The following is a 17,734-nucleotide window of genomic DNA, read 5'->3' on the forward strand; positions in this document are numbered from 1 at the left end:
AAAAAAACCCGATTGATATCGGGTTTTTTTATTGCTGGTTTATAAGTAGGCTTTTAATTTTTCGGCAAGAAACTCAATAAACAAGCGAATACGCTTTGGCACATAATTTTGCTGATAATAAACTGCATGTATTTTCTGTTCATGTATTTTTATTTCATTTTCAAACAAAGCTACAAAACGCCCTTCCTGAATATCTTTTTCAACCATAAAACGTGACAAACACGCAATCCCTGCCCCTTGCAATGCCAACTGACGAACCGTTTCTCCATTTGAACATTTAATTTTGGCCTGAATGGTTAAAGGTTCATCCTCCAACTGAATAGGCCACGTATTTAAATGTGCAGGCTGACTAAAACCAAGCAAAGTATGTGAGCTTAATTCTGCTGCATTTTTAGGTAGAGCATGTTTTTGCGCATAAACAGGACTAGCCACAATATATAACCGACTTTTACAAAGCAGCTTGGCATGTAAGCTGGAATCCGCTAACTCACCAAACCGAATCGCGACATCGGTTTTATGTTCAAGTAAGTCTATAACCTGATCGTGATTGGTAATTTCTATATCAATTTTTGGGTAGCGCTGCATAAACTCTTCAATCAACGGCACAATCACATGCAGCACAAAAGGCGTTGCTGAATCAATCCGAATTAAACCAGATGCCTCAGCATCATTATTTTGCAGACTTTCTTCAGCTTCCGTCAGGTCGAGTAAAATTTTACGTGCCTTTGTCAAAAACTGCTGCCCTTCATAGGTCAGCTTGAGCTTCCGTGTCGTTCGCTCCAGCAAAGTCACATTCAACTTTGACTCTAAACGTTGTAAGGCACGGCTGATACCCGATGTAGTCTGATCCAAATGCTGCGCAGCTTTGACGATAGAGCCACTATCAACAATGCTTACAAAAGCCGTTAATTCTTCTATGCTTGATTTCATGTGTAATTATTGATTAATAGTCAATAATATTTTGCAAATTACCCAGTTTTTAAGCAAGTCTTTTTTCTACAAAATAGCCTCATTCCATGAAACAAATTATCGAGTAAGAAATGAATATCATTCCTCAATTCGGCCTAGGTACTTTCCGTTTAACAGGTGACACTGTCATTGAGTCTGTGAAAACTGCGCTAGAAGTCGGTTATCGTGCAGTCGATACTGCACAAATCTATGGTAATGAAGCTGAAGTTGGTCAAGCCATTGAACTCAGTGGTATCAATCGTCAAGATCTTTTTCTCACCACAAAGATCTGGACGGAAAATTATTCAGTAGAAAAATTGATTCCAAGCTTAAAAGAAAGTTTGCATAAACTAAAAACCGATGCAGTAAATTTAACCTTGATCCACTGGCCTGCCCCAAGTACAGGTGTGAGCATTACAGAACTCATGCAGAACCTATTGGAGGCAAAACAACAAGGTTTGACTGAACACATTGGTATTTCTAACTTCAATATTGAGTTGACGCAACAGGCGATTGAGAGTATTGGGCTAGAAAACATCGCGACCAACCAAATCGAACTCAGTCCCTACCTACAAAACCATCAACTGGTTGATTTCCTCCAAGCTCAAAACATTGATGTCACTTCATATATGACACTAGCTTACGGTAAGGTTTTGAATGATCCTGTTTTAATGCACATCGCGCAGCAGCATCAGGTATCGACGGCACAAATTAGCTTGGCCTGGGCATTACAACGTGGTTTTGCAGTCATACCTTCTTCAACCAAACGTGAACACTTGATATCCAACTTAAAGGCGCAAGAGATTCAACTGTCGACTGAAGAAATGATGGCAATTACGCAATTAGACCGAAATCAACGTGAAGTTAATCCTGAGGGATTAGCACCGATTTGGGATTGAGCATCGCTATGAAAATTAATTTTCCACTTTTGGCGCTTGCGGTGGGTGCTTTTGCCATTGGAACCACCGAGTTTTCCCCCATGGGCTTTTTGCCTGAAATTGCCAACGATTTGTCCGTTTCAATTCCACAAGCCGGACTGCTGATTAGTGCCTATGCAGTAGGCGTCATGATTGGAGCTCCGCTCATGACCTTATGGCTGGCACGCTTTCCTAAGAAAACAGCTTTAATCCTATTGATGGCTATTTTTACGATCGGGAATGTGTTGGCAACCGTTGCACCTGATTATATGAGCTTAATGGGTGCACGTTTAATTACCAGTTTAAACCATGGTGCATTCTTTGGCTTAGGTTCGGTGGTGGCAGCCAGTGTTGTGCCTAAAGACAAACAAGCCAGTGCAGTCGCCATGATGTTTATGGGCCTCACCATTGCCAATATTGGCGGTGTGCCACTTGCAACGTGGCTCAGTCAAAATACCAGTTGGCGCATGGCTTTTGCTGCGATTTCAATCTTAGGCATTATGACCATATTGGCACTATGGAAAGCACTCCCGCAGGATCACGATGTGGTTAAACCTAATGTAGCAAAAGAATTGCGCGTTTTAACACAGGCGCCTGTCGTCCTCGCTTTATTAACCACAGTCATGAGCGCGGGCGCCATGTTTGCGTTATATACCTACATTGCTCCGAGCCTACACGTATTTATGCAGGCATCACCGCAAACCATCACCTTAATGTTGGTTTTAATCGGGATCGGTTTCTCCATTGGTAATCATTTGGGTGGAAAGTTTGCCGATCTATCCCTAGAGAAAACCCTGATAGGCTTCCTTGTACTTTTGATGGTGATGATGCTTGTTTTCCCAGTATTAGCGCAAACAACCGTTGGGGCAGCGATTGGCTTAGTGATTTGGGGTGCAGCAGCATTTGCGGTAGTACCTCCACTGCAAATGCGCGTCATGTCAGTCGCAGCAGATGCGCCTGGTCTCGCCTCTTCAGTTAACATTGGCGCGTTTAACTTAGGCAATGCCTTAGGTGCCTTTGCAGGTGCAACGGTACTGAGTATGCAACTCAGCTATGCAGCGGTTTCATATGCAGGTGCCGCACTCAGCTTTATGGCCTTGATCTTGGTCTTACTGCAGATGAAGTTCGGTCTCAGCAAAAAATCCTGTGAAGCCGTTTAAACCTTTACACTGTTGAACCAATCAAAAAAAGACCTACACAGCTGTAGGTCTTTTTTATACTTAGTGTTTTTGTTGTTCCAGTTTCAAAAAATCCGCAATCAGCTTGGTCGCCCAAGACTCTGTATTGAGTGCCCCTTCATAGAAGCCACAATGGCTGCCTTTTTTGGTGGTCACTACCGCAATATTCGGCATTTGACGGATCATGTCTTTATACGGTTCAAAATTTTTAATGTGACAGACAGGATCATCCTCTGCATTTAAAATCAGCAATGGAATGGTGACATTTTCAAATACATAAATTGGATTTGTAGCCTGGTTATAACTGTCATAGTCCACAAAACCCGCCATTTCATAATAACTCGACTCAAACTCAGCCAAGGTTTTGGTCATTAAGACTTGCGACACAGACGCTGTTTGTTGCCACGTTTGCTGGTAGGGAAAAATAAATTTCTTAAACAGTTTCTTGGTCATGACTTTACTGTAAAAGGGATGCACATTTACAAAACCCAACTCCGTGTTATAGCCCGGACACAGGGCAAAAGCCGCCTTAAAAGGGGTTTGACTCCCTTCTTCGCCTAGGTAACGCACCAAAAGCCCCGTTCCTGCAGAAGAGCCTACCGCATACAACATTGAATTTGGAAATGTGCTTTGAATAAAGGCAATTTGTTCACGTAAATCATCGGTTGAACCAAAAAGATTCATTTTGGGTACAGGCATTGGAAGGTCTGCATGTCCACGGCGTAAGCACAGTGCAACACGCCAACCCGTATAGCGATTTAAGTCACGCACCACCTCACGCATACTTTCAGGAGAGCCTGTAATCGTATGCATAACCACAACCGTTGGCGTCGCTTCAGGCAAGTCATAACCAAACCACATAATACCTGTGACCCCACCGTCTTGCATCTCTAACTGATCAAAATGATCATATTCCAATTGAATCTGACGCTTGCGAATCACATCAAAATACAAAAGATGGGCATGTGTGTTGGATAACCACGGCGTTGGTCGGTACTTTTCTTGAAGCTGTGTAAGCGCCCCAACAGTCTCTTGAATTTGCCCTTGTGGGTTAATATAGAGCTTCGGTTGTTCCGCACCAGTCACTCGATCCCACGCCGTTTGGCTTAATTGGTTTAGCAAACTGAACACAGCATTCATATCAGTACCTTCTTTTTCCTATCTTTCTTGGTGATGCATCAATTTTCGTGCCTAACTATAAATAACAAGTCACACGTTTATCATCCAGCTTGAGGTGCAAAAGCTGCCATTCGCTGTCCCATTTGTACAGCTAAGGCCTCTAGCCCAGATTTAGGACGGATCATCACTTCAAAATCTACAATTTGACCTTGCTCATTAAAACGAATCATGTCAATCCCTTTGAGTTTCTTTTCGCCGACATTGGCAGAAAACTCAAGGACGACACTTAAACCATCTTCTGTAAAAAATTCACGGTGGTAAGTAAAGTTTTCAAAAACCTGAATCACATTACTTAAAATAAAAAAAACCACTTGCTTACCCGGATAAGGATTAAATGCCACAGGTGAACGGAATACGACATCTTCTGCTAAAAGCTCATTTAAGATGCTCATATCACGAGTCGTGACCATATCATGCCAGCGTACCAAGGCTTGTTTTGTTGTTGCTAAACTCATTCTTATATCCTTATGAAAGTGAATCCACTCAAATCTGCAATAAAGGCACCTTCTCTTACACCACATACGTTTCATGGAAAAGGCAACACGAGGGAAAAGATAATATTTTAGCAAATATCTCTCCCAAACCCTCTCCTCACAGGAGAGGGAGTTTTATTACAAAATTTAAGCGGATAAATTATTGTTATCGATTAAATGGTCGCAGCCAGTTCAGCGCCTTGACGAATCGCACGCTTCGCATCCAACTCACCTGCTTCTTTCGCGCCACCAATCAAATGCACATTTTTACCATCGGCTTTTAACTGATCGTACATTGCAGTATAAGACTCTTGTCCTGCACAGATAATCACGTGATCAACCTCTAAAACCGTTGGCTGATCATTCACTGTAATGTGGAGACCTTGATCATCAATTTTGTCGTAGCTTGCACCTGCAATCATTTTTACATCGCGATGTTTTAACCCTGTACGGTGTATCCAACCCGTGGTTTTACCTAAGCTTGCACCGACTGCCTTCACTTTACGCTGTAGAAGGTAAATTTCACGATCCGATTGCTCCAAGACTGGCTGTTTTAAGCCACCGACATGCGCATAGCTGGTGTCGATTCCCCACTCATCATAGAATTTTTGTGGGTTTAAACTACCGCTTTCACCTTCATGGCTTAAGTATTCTGCTGTATCGAAACCAATACCGCCCGCACCAATAATCGCGACTTTTTTACCGACAGGCTTACGCTCACGTAGAACTTCGATATAGCTCAACACTTTCGGGTGATCAATCCCTTCTATAGTCAGCTCACGTGGAGTAACACCTGTTGCAACCACGATGTCATCATAGTTCTCAGCGCTCAGTTCCTCATAAGTTGCGGTATGATTCAGCACCAATTTGATATTGGGTTGTAATTCAATTTTACGTTTGAAATAACGCAGTGTTTCGTAAAACTCTTCTTTACCAGGAATAGTCTTCGCAATATTAAACTGACCACCAATCTGACTTGCTGCATCAAAAACAGTCACCTGATGTCCACGGTCAGCGGCATAAGTCGCAAAACTCAAACCTGCAGGCCCAGCACCAATCACCGCAATATTTTTCTTAGCCGCACTTTCTTTAAAAATCAGTTCAGTTTCATAACATGCACGTGGATTAACTAAACACGTCGCAATTTGCATGGAGAAAATTTGATCTAAACAGGCTTGATTACAACCAATACAGGTATTGATTTCATCACTACGGCCTTGTTCTGCTTTGAGTACAAACTCAGCATCTGCAAGCATTGGGCGTGCCATCGACACCATATCCGCATCACCCTGAGCCAAAACATGTTCAGCCATTTCAGGGGTATTAATACGGTTAGACGTCACCAAAGGAATTTGAACCGAACCTTTTAGCTTCTTGGTCACCCATGTAAATGCCGCACGTGGTACTTTGGTTGCAATCGTTGGAATACGCGCTTCATGCCAACCAATACCTGTATTGATAATGGTTGCACCCGCCTTTTCAATTTCTTTGGCAAGCTGAATCACTTCTTCTAAAGTCGAACCACCTTCAACCAAATCCAACATTGAAAGACGGTAAATAATAATAAAGTTTTCACCAACTTCTGCACGAGTTCGTTTTACGATTTCAATCGGAAAACGAATACGGTTTTCATAGCTTCCGCCCCATTCATCATCACGATGATTGGTACGTGCCGCGATGAATTCATTGATTAAGTAGCCTTCTGAACCCATGATTTCAACGCCATCATAGCCAGCGATTTGCGACAATTTTGCACAATTGGCAAAATCAGCAATAGTCTGATTTACTTCAGCCGAAGTAAGAGCATGGGGTTTTACAGGGTTAATCGGTGCTTGAATTGCAGAAGGTGCAACGTTTTCAGCCTGATAAGAATAACGACCTGTATGTAAAATCTGTAATGCGATTTTACCACCCGCATCATGTACGGCTTGTGTGATGACTTTATGCTTTTCCGCTTCTTCTAAAGTATCTAACTTAGAACCACCGTGAAAAGTCACACCATGATCATTCGGTGAAATACCACCTGTTACGATTAGCCCTACACCGCCAGCGGCACGCTCTGCATAAAATGCCGCCATGCGATCATAACCACCTTCAACTTCTTCAAGTCCAACGTGCATAGATCCCATTAATACGCGGTTTTTTAATGTGGTAAAGCCTAAATCTAAAGGCGCAAGTAAATGCGGATAATTAGACATGTGTACTCCTTGGCGTGCTTTCGCTGGCTGGTATTTTAAATACAAGGTTAGATCAAATTATTTAATGCAACAAGTTGCATAATATTTATCTTTATAATCGAGATTTGTTTTTTATGCAACATGTTGCATAATGACTCTACGTCCATTTTATTTGCGAAATATTACCGAAATGTCATTAGCTCATGTTTTATTGACCAGTTTGATTGAAAAACCAAGCACAGGTATTGAGTTAGCGCGTCGTTTTGACCGTTCAATGGGCTTCTTTTGGAATGCAACACATCAACAGATATATAGAGAACTCAGCGCTATGCAGAGCAAAGGCTGGATTTCAACGATAGAAGACGATGGTGCAACCTCGCGTAAAAAAACCTATCAGGCAGAACAGCTTGGACGTACAGAACTTGCCGACTGGCTGGTAAAACAAAGCCCACCTGCCCAGCTCCGTGAAGAACTGATGGTGAGACTGCGTGTTGAGGCTCAGCTTGGCGGCAACACGGTTTTGCCTGAACTTGAACGACATCTCATACTACACAAAGAAAAACTACAAATTTACCAAAGCATTTTTGCCAAAGACTTTGGTCATGCTGAAGAAAATGATCGTACCTTATATATTCATAAAATGATTTTACAACTTGGAATTAATTTAGAATGTGGTTGGATTGAGTGGCTAGAGACCATGATTCCAGCACTTAAAAACTTCGAAAAATAAAAAACCACGCAAAGGATTGACCATGCCACATTATTTAATGCCAGATGGCGAAAAACTCTATGTTCGAGAATTTGGACAAGGCACACCTGTACTGGTTTTATCTGGCTTAGGGATGCAAAGTTGGCAATGGCTACCTTTTTTATATCAACACCGTAAAAAGTACCGTTTTTACATTCCTGACTGGCGGGGTTTTGGTGGTTCAGCGCAGTGCAAAATTCCCACACTGGATGCGATTTCCAGCCACTGGCAAGATTTAAACTGCTTTCTAAAACAATATACTGATACAGCATTCCATGTGATTGCCTATTCTATGGGCGCCACGACAGCCATGCATGGCATGCAGTATGGTCGCTTTCAAAACCATATCCGCAGCTATTTACACATTGACCAAACCCCCAAGATTAGCGTCGATGCAGACTGGCAACATGGTTTATTTGCGGAAAAGCATGCCGATTTCAAAGTCATCCTACAAAACATTGCAGACCTATTGGCTCAAAATGTGCAGTATCGTTTGGTCTCAGACTTAACAGCGTCCATGCGTACAGAACTGGTTAACCAGTGGTTGGCTTTTATTCAACTACAAGCCACACCATCTCGAACTGCGGCTTTATTTCAAAAAGCATTTCAACAGATACACTTACAAAAATTCATGCTCCCGATCCAGCGTTTAGACTATATGGCTTGGTACATTCAAAATTATCTTGACCATCAAGAAGACTATCGCAGTGCGCTCAGTCAGATTGACCGACCGGCTACATTTTTTATTGGTGAAGGCTCAAAACTTTATCCTGCTCAAGGACAAAAGCTGATTGCCTCAAGCGTACCGCATGCCAAAATGGTGATCTTTAAAAAATCTGGGCATACGCCTTTATTGAGTGAACCGCGCAAATTCTCCCAAGAAATTACACGTTTCCTCAACGCTACGGATGTTTGAATGTGTGTCGTATTATCAATCAAATAATGAATATTTTTATAAAAACTAAATATATATACACTTAATCATTCCATTGTAATGACAAAAAATCAGAGCAACCCGATAAAACACCAATGTTTAGGAATTAAAAAAGGCATCTCTAAGAGATGCCTTTTTCTTATGCTGCATAGGTCTGCTTGAGATAAGCAACAATATCCGCCGACTCAAATAAAGCCGTTTCAGTGTTCGGATCAACCAAATATGGCACTTGAATATCGCGCCCCATCACCTGCATAACTTGCTCACGCTTTCCACCTGCCAGAGGCACATATTTGCCCGGCTTTAAACGTAGTACTGCTGGGCCTTGATCTTGCCAACGTTCTTTAGGCACATTATGAAACTTAAAAGGCAGCTCCAACTCGGTCAGCAAACCACGGACAATCCGAGTATAAGGACTGGCTTCAAATCCCCAAAGTTGTAACAGCTGTTCTGGCGCTACGCGATCTTTAATGTTCTTATTGATCCACACTCCACTCGCTCCATTTACCAATGTCCCAACATAAGCAACATAAGGTGTTTTGGGATAATGTGCATACTTTTTCGGTGTTTTACCACTGCGGCCATACTGTTCAAATAAGTAGTGAATAATATCTTCAGACTCGTACAGCTTGGTGTCTGTATTTTCATCAAGTAAAAAAGGAAATTGGGTTTTCCCACCCAACTGTTTCACCAAAGGGCGATATTTAGTTCCACCCTTAGGACATGGATACACTTCATAATCTAAGTTCAACAAAGTCAATACTTCACGCACACGACGACAATATGGCGAGCCTTCAAACTCATAGAGCTTTAAAGGTTGCTCAGGTTGTTTAGGATGCGGCGTTCCTGTTACACCACGTCCACCTTGCGCAAGCCCAGAAAAAAGAGCCTGAATCACTTTAATTTGATGCTTCACCATATTACACGTCCATATCTTTTGTTTACGTTGTTATGAGTCTGGTTGGTGCTTATGCATCGACCAGTTTTTCTTTTGCAATGACAATGCCGTTATTATCCGCATAGAGATAATGACCTGATTGAATGGTGACACCACCAAAATGCAAGCTGATATCAACTTCCCCTACACCTTTACGGTTACTTTTTTGTGGAATAGCAGCTAAAGCATGCACACCTAAATCTAGTTCAGCAATCGCATCTACATCACGGACACAGCCATAAATCACCACACCATTCCAGTGATTTTTGACTGCTGACTCTGCAATTAAGTCTCCCATCAAGGCACAGCGCATCGAAGCGCCACCATCCACAACCAATACTTTACCCGTACCATCTGTTGCTAACAGCTCTTTCACCCGAGAGTTATCTTCAAAGCATTTAACCGTAACCACCTGACCACCAAAGGTTTTACGCGCACCATAGCTCTTAAAGAACTTACCATCCATTGATGGGCTGACCACTTGTAAATCAAGTTCAGGATGATCATCCAATAAATCGCATGTCACAAATGCTGTCGTCACCACACTTCCCCTCATTTTGTCTTTTGTATGCGTAAATTATCATATATTTCAAATTTCTCGGTCTGCGTTTGGGCAGCCTCGACCATAGTATGAGCCACTTGTTCTGCTGTCACTGGCTTATATTTAAAATGCTTTGGTATAAAATGCGATAGTTTGGTATAAGCCTTTTGGAATATATCTTCCAACATGCGACCTTCATTACGCTGTCCGATCAGTAAGGATGGCTGCATAATACTGACCTTATATAAATCGAGTCCACGAATGGTCTCTTCAAGCTCACCTTTGACGCGATTATAGAAAATTTTCGAATTGGCTTGCGCGCCCAAGGCACTGATCAACACATAATGGGTTTTGGTCAAAACAAACAATTCAGCAAAATGTGCATTCACCACATAGTCGATGGCATAAAACTGCTCTTTTGAGCCAGCTTTCTTTAAAGTCGTCCCCAAACAACTAAAAGCATGACTGTAGCCCTGAACATCCTCATGGTTGAGTAATAAAAAATCATCCAGCTCCAGTTGCTGAACTTTGTCATAGTGATCGAGCTGCACATTATGCTTTCTGACCACAGCCAGTATTTTGCTACAACTTGGCAGTTGTTGTAATTGTTGAATCAGGTTTAAGCCCACCAAACCCGTTGCTCCAATCACAATCGCTTGTTCTATATTTTGTGTCATTTTTATACAAACTCCCATGCAGATGGCTAATCTTACCTTTTCTTTAGAATTTTTATGTATCTTAAATATAGTCAAAGCATGTCAAGACTTGACTTCACTGCGTATATTAATCAAAATATGCCACTTGTTTACGGGCTGGTGATTGTTCTTCTGATGTGGTTTTCAGTTTGAATTTCAGCCCGCCCAGACCAATCTATTTCAAGGAGTGCACGAGTGGCAAACTCTGCTCAAGCTAAAAAACGTGCTCGTCAAAACGTTAAAGCACGCAAACACAACGCAAGCTTACGTTCTATGGTTCGTACTTACATCAAACGTACAGTAGCTGCTATCGCTGCTGGTGATTACGCAGTTGCTTCTGAAGCATACAAAACTGCTGTACCAGTAATCGACCGTATGGCTGATAAAGGCATCATCCATAAGAACAAAGCTGCTCGTCATAAGAGCCGTTTAAATGCACAAGTTAAAGCTTTAGCTAACTAATTTATGCATTAAAAAAAGCCCTTTTTAAAGGGCTTTTTTTGTATCTATTTTTTGAACTTTCATAATGTGCACACCTTTTTCAGTACATCTGTAATTAATAATACAGCTTAAAACTCAAATAAAATCTAGCAAGCGCTCTCTAGCACTTATGAGAACATCTACTTACAAAAAAAGCCCCCCTTTAGGGAGCTCGTTTTCATTTCATGTTCAATCATTTAACCATATGAGCAGTGGTTTAATTCAAAGATTGAGTTTTCAGGTTTTTCACTAAAATACCAATATTTCTTGATGTTGCCCCAGCTAAAATCAAGCTTGTATTTTGGTTCAGCATTGTCCATCTTTGATTATTATTTCCAGAGCAGCCATATCGAATTGCAATCTGACGGTTATTTACCAAATTACCCGAGTTTAAATCTAAGCACTGTCCTGATTGTTTAATAGCAGACGTCGTGGCATCCATTGACCACACTTGTGCTGCATTATTCACCATACAGTCAGTCAAGGTGACTTTAGCACTTCCCCCATTACCCGTTAGACACTGCCCCATAGTCGCCTTGCTATGGATACGCCCTAAACTGTCATAAACCCACTGCTCGGTCTCATCAGCAGTACAAGCCGACGGGCCACTAATGTAAACATCCATTTTTTGGTTAGATGCCAGCTCTGTTTTCAAGCAATTCTTGTTATTTTTCAACAATCCACTATGTGCAAGTGGGTCATCTTGTTGTAAACCCAGCTGTTTGATAAAAGCCTTGAGTGCATCAATCGCAGCAGGTACATCTTTGGCCAAATCATCATAATAAACATTTACCCAACGATTTAAACGCATCCACCTAGTTTCTTGCTCTTCATAACGCTCAAGTACCTGCTGTGCAGCTAAACTCATCTCATTTTTATACGATTTATAAGCCTGATAAAGCATTAAACCGTTTGGTGACAAAACAATAATATTGTTCGCCGCTTGATTCAGTAGCTCTTGCTCAAGTAGAGGCAACTCTACATCGCGTAAGGCTTTATAACCCTGTGCTTTCCCAATCTTAACAGTAGGTGTAATAGCCGTAGCATATTGGGGAATCACTGTCGTCGATAATAATTTGGCAGCAGCATTGACCTGCTTACAATATAAATCAACTTTCTGAGGATGATCTGCAAGCGCTAAATTGACATGCAATTTATTGGCATTACTACCTAATCGTGTCGGAGCCAGCGCAATATTAGTTACTGTATTTGGATACTGTACATTTAACCAACATGCATCCTGATTTACCGCAGTATTTGCAGCAGGTAAATCATAGACATTGCCCCAGTTTGAACGTGCCGCAGGATAGAGTAGCCCAACCTTTGCAACAGGGTCATAGCCACCCAAAATAGTCACTACAGGCTCACCAAAAACACGTGGGCGTAAATAGTTTTGCTTTGGTTGATACCAAACAGGTGCAGCAGAATCTGGCATAGTAGGTTGAGCCACTTCCATCTGCCGTGTGACTTCATTCCATTTTTTATAACCCGTCGGTGAAGTCTTGTCCCACACATAACGGTTAAAGTGCGGTTGAATTTTTAAATAAGTGCTATAGCCCGTATAGTGGGTATAACGTGAAACTGAGCTTGATGCATAACCGCCAGACATTGCATCTCGGCTATGTGGATATAAAGCTAAGAAATTTGCAATTCCTGTAGAAGCAGCCCATAAATCCTTATTATTCCAAATCAAATTACCCCGCATCATATTGCGATACGGAATATAACCCCAACCACTATCTGCATGATGTGAAGTCCAAAACTGGTTATCACCCGCCTGCCCAGGATAATGCCCCAGTCCATAATGGTGTCCAATTTCATGACTAAACTCGTTTCCAACCGAATCATACAACGTCAGCATGCCGTTACCACCACTTAAACCATGATTACTTTCGCCATTGGCATATTTTCCACGGCTATGGTGTGCAACTACGGTTTGGGTTAATTGTGGTTGATTTTGACTTGCCATCGAAGCACTGGTAATGCCCCAGTTTGCTAGATTAATGCCTACGCTAAATGTCGACTTACCCACGTTTTCACGCATGTCACCCTCATAAACTCCGCCTTGGCTGGCACTTGCCGTATCGTAAATCGTCCCGTCTGCAATCATGACGCGATCCAACTGAATATCATCATATTTTGCAACGGTCATTTCAGCAGCTGGAATCGTTTGAAAGTAATCTGAACCCGCCCGAACGGGATCATTCAGCATATAGTGACCATTGGAAACAGGGGGAGCAGTTAACATACCGATACGAATATTGTTTAAGACCAACTCTCCTGGAGAGGCAAAATCAATTTTGTCTTCCGCAATTTGCCCCTGACGTCCAAGAGAATCTTTGAGCTGAATACGCAAACCTGGACGTATTTCATCCCAATTGAGTCGAGCACTCCACGCGCGCTTACTATATTGCACACGCGGACGGTCATCAGTATTAGTTTGATCAGACTGAGGAATGTGTGTTGGATCAGCCAATTCAATAGTTCTTAACCATTGGTTATTCATATAGATGTCTGCACTCAACCTCTCGATTGTTCCCATTGCTTGACTGGGTGTAACCAATAACAATGCCTCTTTTTCCATCGTTAAACGTGGCATTTTTTTACTTTCATTACCATTTGGATCAACCACATGACTCTGACCAAATTGCAACATCGCCTCAAAGCTACCAGTTAAATCATTTCGTATCACACGTGTTTTTGAGTTTGCATCGTAGTCAAAATACCCCAATGTATTTCCATCAGCCACATCCTGTGTAGGTTCAGCATAGGTTTTCACTACAGGCGTTGTAGAGTTTTCGGTTCCACTTTCTCCACCACCTCCACCACACGCAGCTAACATCAGTGTTACAACGCAAAGACTTAGCTTGCAATACAAGAACTCATTCACACTTTTCACATCTTCCCCCAAAATAGTCACAAATAAAAATTAAAAAATCATTAATAATTCATATAAATCAAAAGCTTAATTATTTAACACTATTTTCTATACATATTCAATTTACATAATTTGTCACTTCAGGACATATTTTTTATCGGTCTTGAAACTAATGTCCGAAAAATAAAAGTTCTGTGACAGGGCTTGAATTTATGAAAAATAATGATGAGTTATACATTTGAATTTGCACCAATATAGTGCCAATATTTGTCAGTTAATTTTTAAAAAAAAGATATTTCAATTAATTTTCTTTGTAAGCACTTAGCTTATTTTAATTTTTAAATCCAAAATGATTAAAATTAAAATCCCATAAATAAATTATGGTATTCTGTTTTCTTATAATGAAACCACATAGAATGTTCTACTGGGGAATAGCATGATTAATAAATTTCTTCCAACACTTGAAAAATTCCAACTGACAGAACAACAATATATTGAGTATTTTCATGCCAAAGGTGAAAAAGACATACTCGCCAAAGTCATCTCAAATATGCGTGGAACCGCAGAAATTCAGGCCTCTCAGGGCGTTGACGCGTGGTTAGGCTATGGCGTCTATTTACCTGCAATTGAACGTATTTTTGCACTGCACCAAGGAGAAACGGAAGCTGAGTTTTATGACCGCACTCAATATCCAGCTGATGTTGTCAATGCTTATACCCTTTCGAATCATGAGATTGCCACGCTCATTGCTGCAGATAAATACAATCGTATTCATCAGCACAGCGTAGCGGTGAATACCTCATTATGGCCTTTAAATGATGAAGGCCTAAGTATCGACTTGCTCGATTTTCCCAATCGACTCAAAGCCAAAATTTAAACTTATGCGATATAGCATTTAATAAGGTTGACGAATGATCGATCTATAAATCTCGTATATTCTTTTTCTCGTTCAAACGAACGCCTAAATGAATGAACGAGATTTATAGCTGATTTTTTATTAATAAACAAAGCACTTACAGATTTTGAAACTCATGAATATTCAGCTCATTCATTTCCCCGCGCCAAATCCATTTCAATTTTGATTCCAAAAACACATCCCCCTCAAACCACACAAAAAGACCTTCCATCATTTTCGGCCAGTCTTCTTTGGTCACAATCGTACGCCCTGAAATAACCGCCAAAATCGCAGCTAAAATCGTGTCATGACTGACCGCAAGGCTCAAACCATAAGGATTGTTCGGATGCGTGTTATATATGAGTTCCAATACATCTACTACGCCATGAATCGGATGCTTCATACCGGGTAAGGCATTATTAACAAAGCTATTAATAAATCCTAGAGCACCTTGACGCTGAAAATAAGGCCCAGCTTGCTTAATATCCAAAACAAAACTGCCTGGCTCAACCAATAAACCTTGTTCGATAATTTCAATACGGTGGGTATTTGGCTCAAGGGTTTGTCCATCTGCCCCTTGAATCATTAGCGCAGCGGTATCAATACAACGTTGAATTGGGCTAGAAATACAGTGTTGTATCACTCGATCCGTATTATCGATCAGATAAGAACCCCAAGCCTCCGCCAAATCTCGCCCTTGATGCGTCAACTGTAAATCATAGCCTGCAAGCCCCTGACCCGTAACAACTTCACGAATGGAATGACGTGTAAACAACGTCACTGGCGTTTTTGCATCTGGCAATAAATCGATTGCCTTCAACATACTAGGCGGGAGTAACTCTAAGGCCATAATCACTAGCAACTCAATAATTCAAAAAACACTATAGCACGCTCAGTTTTTAGCTCAAGCCGACGAAGGCATTAGTTCAAGTGCTTGAAATGCCAGTTTTTTCATATCGTTATTTCGATATGCAATAAAACCGCCATTCAGTAAACTCAATCTTTGATTATATACGAATGGTCGTCCCTGAAAATCAACCAAACCTCCACCGATCCGCTCCAATAAACACTGTCCAGCACTAGTATCCCACTCACTCGTCGGGTGAAAGCGCGGGTAAATATCGACTCGATCTTCCAACACCATACAGAACTTATATGCGCTCCCAGCGCGATACTCTTGAATAGGCGTAAATTTTTCCAACTGCTCTAAATACACTTGATACTGCGGTTTGCTCTGACTACTTTGACTTAAGCCGACTTGAACAGCACTGTGGTTTTCAACTGGAACATATACATACCATACGTCTTTTTCAATATTGTATTTTAAAGGCTGACCTTGTAGTGGACAGAAGTAAATTTGCTGTTCACAAGGAATAGCCAGCACAGCAAAAGTTGTATGCGCACCCTCAATAAGACTGAGATTAATGGTGAATTCTGGACGTTGATGCAAAAATTCTTTGGTGCCATCTAAAGGATCAAGCATCCAAAAAGACTGCCACTGCTGTCTATGCGCATGCTGCCCTTCTTCAGAAAGAACAGGCAAATGAGGAAAGGCTTTGTTTAAAGCATCGGTAATAAATTGATTGACACGATAGTCAGCTTGCGTGACGGGTGAATGATCGGATTTTCGTTCAACTGTAAAATCACCACCTGCAACATAAGCTTGATACTCTGCTCGTAAAATCTCGCACGCTTGAGTCACAATCGGTACAAGTTGCAATATCAGTGCATCTTGAGGTGCAGTTGTGGGCTTAAACATGAGACCGCCTTATTATTCATTAAGTTATAGATCGAGAAGTTCATCTATTGGGATAGCAGCATGCTGATCGCCTCGTATTCAACGGTATACTGTCACCTCAAAGTGAGAACACGCGAACACTTTTTCAACACTGCCTTAAAAATATTATACGCCTAAGACACTCAGGAAATATCACTCAATTCCAATTCTTCTTTTGACTTTGGGTTGAGTAGTCCAATCAACTTGACTTTGCCTTTACCCACACCTTAAATATTGAGACTAGAGAAAGTCACAAGCTGACCGTTTCTAATTTGTGCTTACGCTTAATTTCTTTTCAGCTTTATACATCCAAGTGATTTCTTTATGAAAAATCATCGCGCAAAAAAATCCCACGCATGGGAGCGTGGGATATAAAACAAGAAAAGCTACAGCGCTTTAATTTGGAGTACAGTATAAACCTGTATTTTAAATACATCAATTAAAAATACACTCTTTCTCCGGTTTTTTTAAATTACGGTACATCTACTCATTTTTATCTGAACACTTCACTTCTAATTGATACTCATCCTGCGTCACTTTGATCTTAATCTTTTGATACTTTCTTTTATTCGGATCCATAGCTGAGCTAGCGACTTCATGCAAAAACTTTCGATCATTCATAAGCTCGCTATATGCTTTATAACCAATCAAAATCTTTTCAGGCTTTTTATTTTTGGAAATTAATTCTTTTAGAATATCGTCTAGTTCATTTGCAGTAACAATTGACATATCGAAGCAACTCAAAATAAAAAAGATTATCCATGAACAATATGATCAAAAGATGTCAGAAATCATCTTTCTCACTATTTTCATTTCAATAGAAAAATAAAAGCCCGATCAGTATAAAAACAAATCGGGCTTTTTGTCTGCAATCACTCAGACCAGAAAGTTATTATAATAAAAAACCTGTTTACCTCTCTCCAAATAAACAGGCTTAACTGCACAAACATCATCTAATCATTATATTTTCATTGCTT

At 41.0% G+C, this 17,734-nt stretch carries 17 protein-coding genes; 6 read left to right on the forward strand and 11 right to left on the reverse strand.

Annotated elements, in window-relative coordinates; translation table 11 throughout:
* Positions 1-39 precede the first annotated feature (39 nt).
* The gene (locus tag F946_RS10025; protein WP_004981876.1) at positions 40-930 is read right to left on the reverse strand and encodes a LysR family transcriptional regulator; all 891 of its coding nucleotides are present in this window, start codon (positions 928-930) and stop codon (positions 40-42) included.
* Between the two features lie 110 nt (positions 931-1,040).
* Between F946_RS10025 and dkgB the strand changes: the two genes are divergently transcribed.
* Together dkgB and F946_RS10035 are read left to right on the forward strand one after the other, a co-directional pair.
* Entirely contained in the window at positions 1,041-1,847 is an 807-nt protein-coding gene (gene dkgB / locus F946_RS10030) for a 2,5-didehydrogluconate reductase DkgB (protein ID WP_004981878.1), read from the forward strand.
* Positions 1,848-1,855: 8 nt separating this feature from the next.
* Positions 1,856-3,025: an MFS transporter gene (locus tag F946_RS10035; RefSeq protein WP_004981881.1), complete on the forward strand. Its 1,170-nt coding sequence runs from the start codon at positions 1,856-1,858 to the stop codon at positions 3,023-3,025.
* Between the two features lie 60 nt (positions 3,026-3,085).
* On the opposite strand, the gene F946_RS10040 is transcribed toward F946_RS10035, so the two are convergent.
* The 3 genes from F946_RS10040 to F946_RS10050 all read right to left on the reverse strand — a co-directional run bounded on the left by F946_RS10040 (position 3,086) and on the right by F946_RS10050 (position 6,893).
* Positions 3,086-4,183, reverse strand: coding sequence for a YheT family hydrolase (locus F946_RS10040; protein ID WP_004981882.1), 1,098 nt, complete (start codon positions 4,181-4,183; stop codon positions 3,086-3,088).
* Between the two features lie 80 nt (positions 4,184-4,263).
* On the reverse strand, positions 4,264-4,677 hold the full coding sequence (locus F946_RS10045; protein ID WP_004981883.1) for a nuclear transport factor 2 family protein: 414 nt from the start codon (positions 4,675-4,677) through the stop codon (positions 4,264-4,266).
* 191 nt (positions 4,678-4,868) lie between these two features.
* Positions 4,869-6,893 (reverse strand): NADPH-dependent 2,4-dienoyl-CoA reductase, encoded by a 2,025-nt coding sequence (locus F946_RS10050; protein ID WP_004981884.1) that lies wholly within the window; start codon positions 6,891-6,893, stop codon positions 4,869-4,871.
* A gap of 169 nt (positions 6,894-7,062) precedes the next feature.
* Here F946_RS10050 and F946_RS10055 point away from each other — a divergent pair, with 169 nt between their 5' ends.
* Entirely contained in the window at positions 7,063-7,602 is a 540-nt protein-coding gene (locus tag F946_RS10055; RefSeq protein ID WP_035326948.1) for a PadR family transcriptional regulator, read from the forward strand.
* Between the two features lie 22 nt (positions 7,603-7,624).
* Entirely contained in the window at positions 7,625-8,536 is a 912-nt protein-coding gene (locus F946_RS10060) for an alpha/beta fold hydrolase (RefSeq protein WP_004981886.1), read from the forward strand.
* 157 nt (positions 8,537-8,693) lie between these two features.
* Here F946_RS10060 and F946_RS10065 read toward each other — a convergent pair whose 3' ends face one another.
* Genes F946_RS10065 through F946_RS10075 form a run of 3 tightly spaced genes read right to left on the reverse strand, consistent with a single transcriptional unit; the run spans position 8,694 to position 10,709 of the window.
* Positions 8,694-9,473 carry a glutathione S-transferase N-terminal domain-containing protein gene (locus F946_RS10065; RefSeq protein WP_004981887.1) on the reverse strand — a complete coding sequence of 260 codons (780 nt, stop codon included), beginning with the start codon at positions 9,471-9,473 and terminating at the stop codon, positions 8,694-8,696.
* Positions 9,474-9,522: 49 nt separating this feature from the next.
* A complete protein-coding gene (rraA, locus tag F946_RS10070) occupies positions 9,523-10,035 on the reverse strand; it encodes a ribonuclease E activity regulator RraA (RefSeq protein WP_004696606.1) in 513 nt (170 codons plus the stop codon).
* An 8-nt stretch (positions 10,036-10,043) separates the two neighbouring features.
* Positions 10,044-10,709: a Rossmann-fold NAD(P)-binding domain-containing protein gene (locus F946_RS10075; RefSeq protein ID WP_004981890.1), complete on the reverse strand. Its 666-nt coding sequence runs from the start codon at positions 10,707-10,709 to the stop codon at positions 10,044-10,046.
* Positions 10,710-10,922: 213 nt separating this feature from the next.
* On the opposite strand from F946_RS10075, the gene rpsT reads away from it, so the two are divergent.
* Positions 10,923-11,189 (forward strand): 30S ribosomal protein S20, encoded by a 267-nt coding sequence (gene rpsT / locus F946_RS10080; RefSeq protein ID WP_004696602.1) that lies wholly within the window; start codon positions 10,923-10,925, stop codon positions 11,187-11,189.
* Between the two features lie 235 nt (positions 11,190-11,424).
* Here rpsT and F946_RS10085 read toward each other — a convergent pair whose 3' ends face one another.
* A complete protein-coding gene (locus tag F946_RS10085; protein WP_051064949.1) occupies positions 11,425-14,049 on the reverse strand; it encodes a M66 family metalloprotease in 2,625 nt (874 codons plus the stop codon).
* A gap of 472 nt (positions 14,050-14,521) precedes the next feature.
* On the opposite strand from F946_RS10085, the gene F946_RS10090 reads away from it, so the two are divergent.
* Entirely contained in the window at positions 14,522-14,962 is a 441-nt protein-coding gene (locus F946_RS10090) for a hypothetical protein (protein ID WP_004981895.1), read from the forward strand.
* A gap of 136 nt (positions 14,963-15,098) precedes the next feature.
* On the opposite strand, the gene F946_RS10095 is transcribed toward F946_RS10090, so the two are convergent.
* The 3 genes from F946_RS10095 to F946_RS10105 all read right to left on the reverse strand — a co-directional run bounded on the left by F946_RS10095 (position 15,099) and on the right by F946_RS10105 (position 17,486).
* Complete coding sequence (locus F946_RS10095) at positions 15,099-15,830, reverse strand: histidine phosphatase family protein (RefSeq protein WP_004696597.1); 732 nt, start codon at positions 15,828-15,830, stop codon at positions 15,099-15,101.
* A 54-nt stretch (positions 15,831-15,884) separates the two neighbouring features.
* A complete protein-coding gene (locus tag F946_RS10100) occupies positions 15,885-16,739 on the reverse strand; it encodes a 3'(2'),5'-bisphosphate nucleotidase CysQ family protein (protein WP_004981898.1) in 855 nt (284 codons plus the stop codon).
* Between the two features lie 501 nt (positions 16,740-17,240).
* A complete protein-coding gene (locus tag F946_RS10105) occupies positions 17,241-17,486 on the reverse strand; it encodes a hypothetical protein (protein ID WP_004696594.1) in 246 nt (81 codons plus the stop codon).
* Between the last annotated feature and the right edge of the window lie 248 nt (positions 17,487-17,734).

This window comes from Acinetobacter johnsonii ANC 3681 (assembly GCF_000368805.1).
Classification (GTDB): domain Bacteria; phylum Pseudomonadota; class Gammaproteobacteria; order Pseudomonadales; family Moraxellaceae; genus Acinetobacter; species Acinetobacter johnsonii.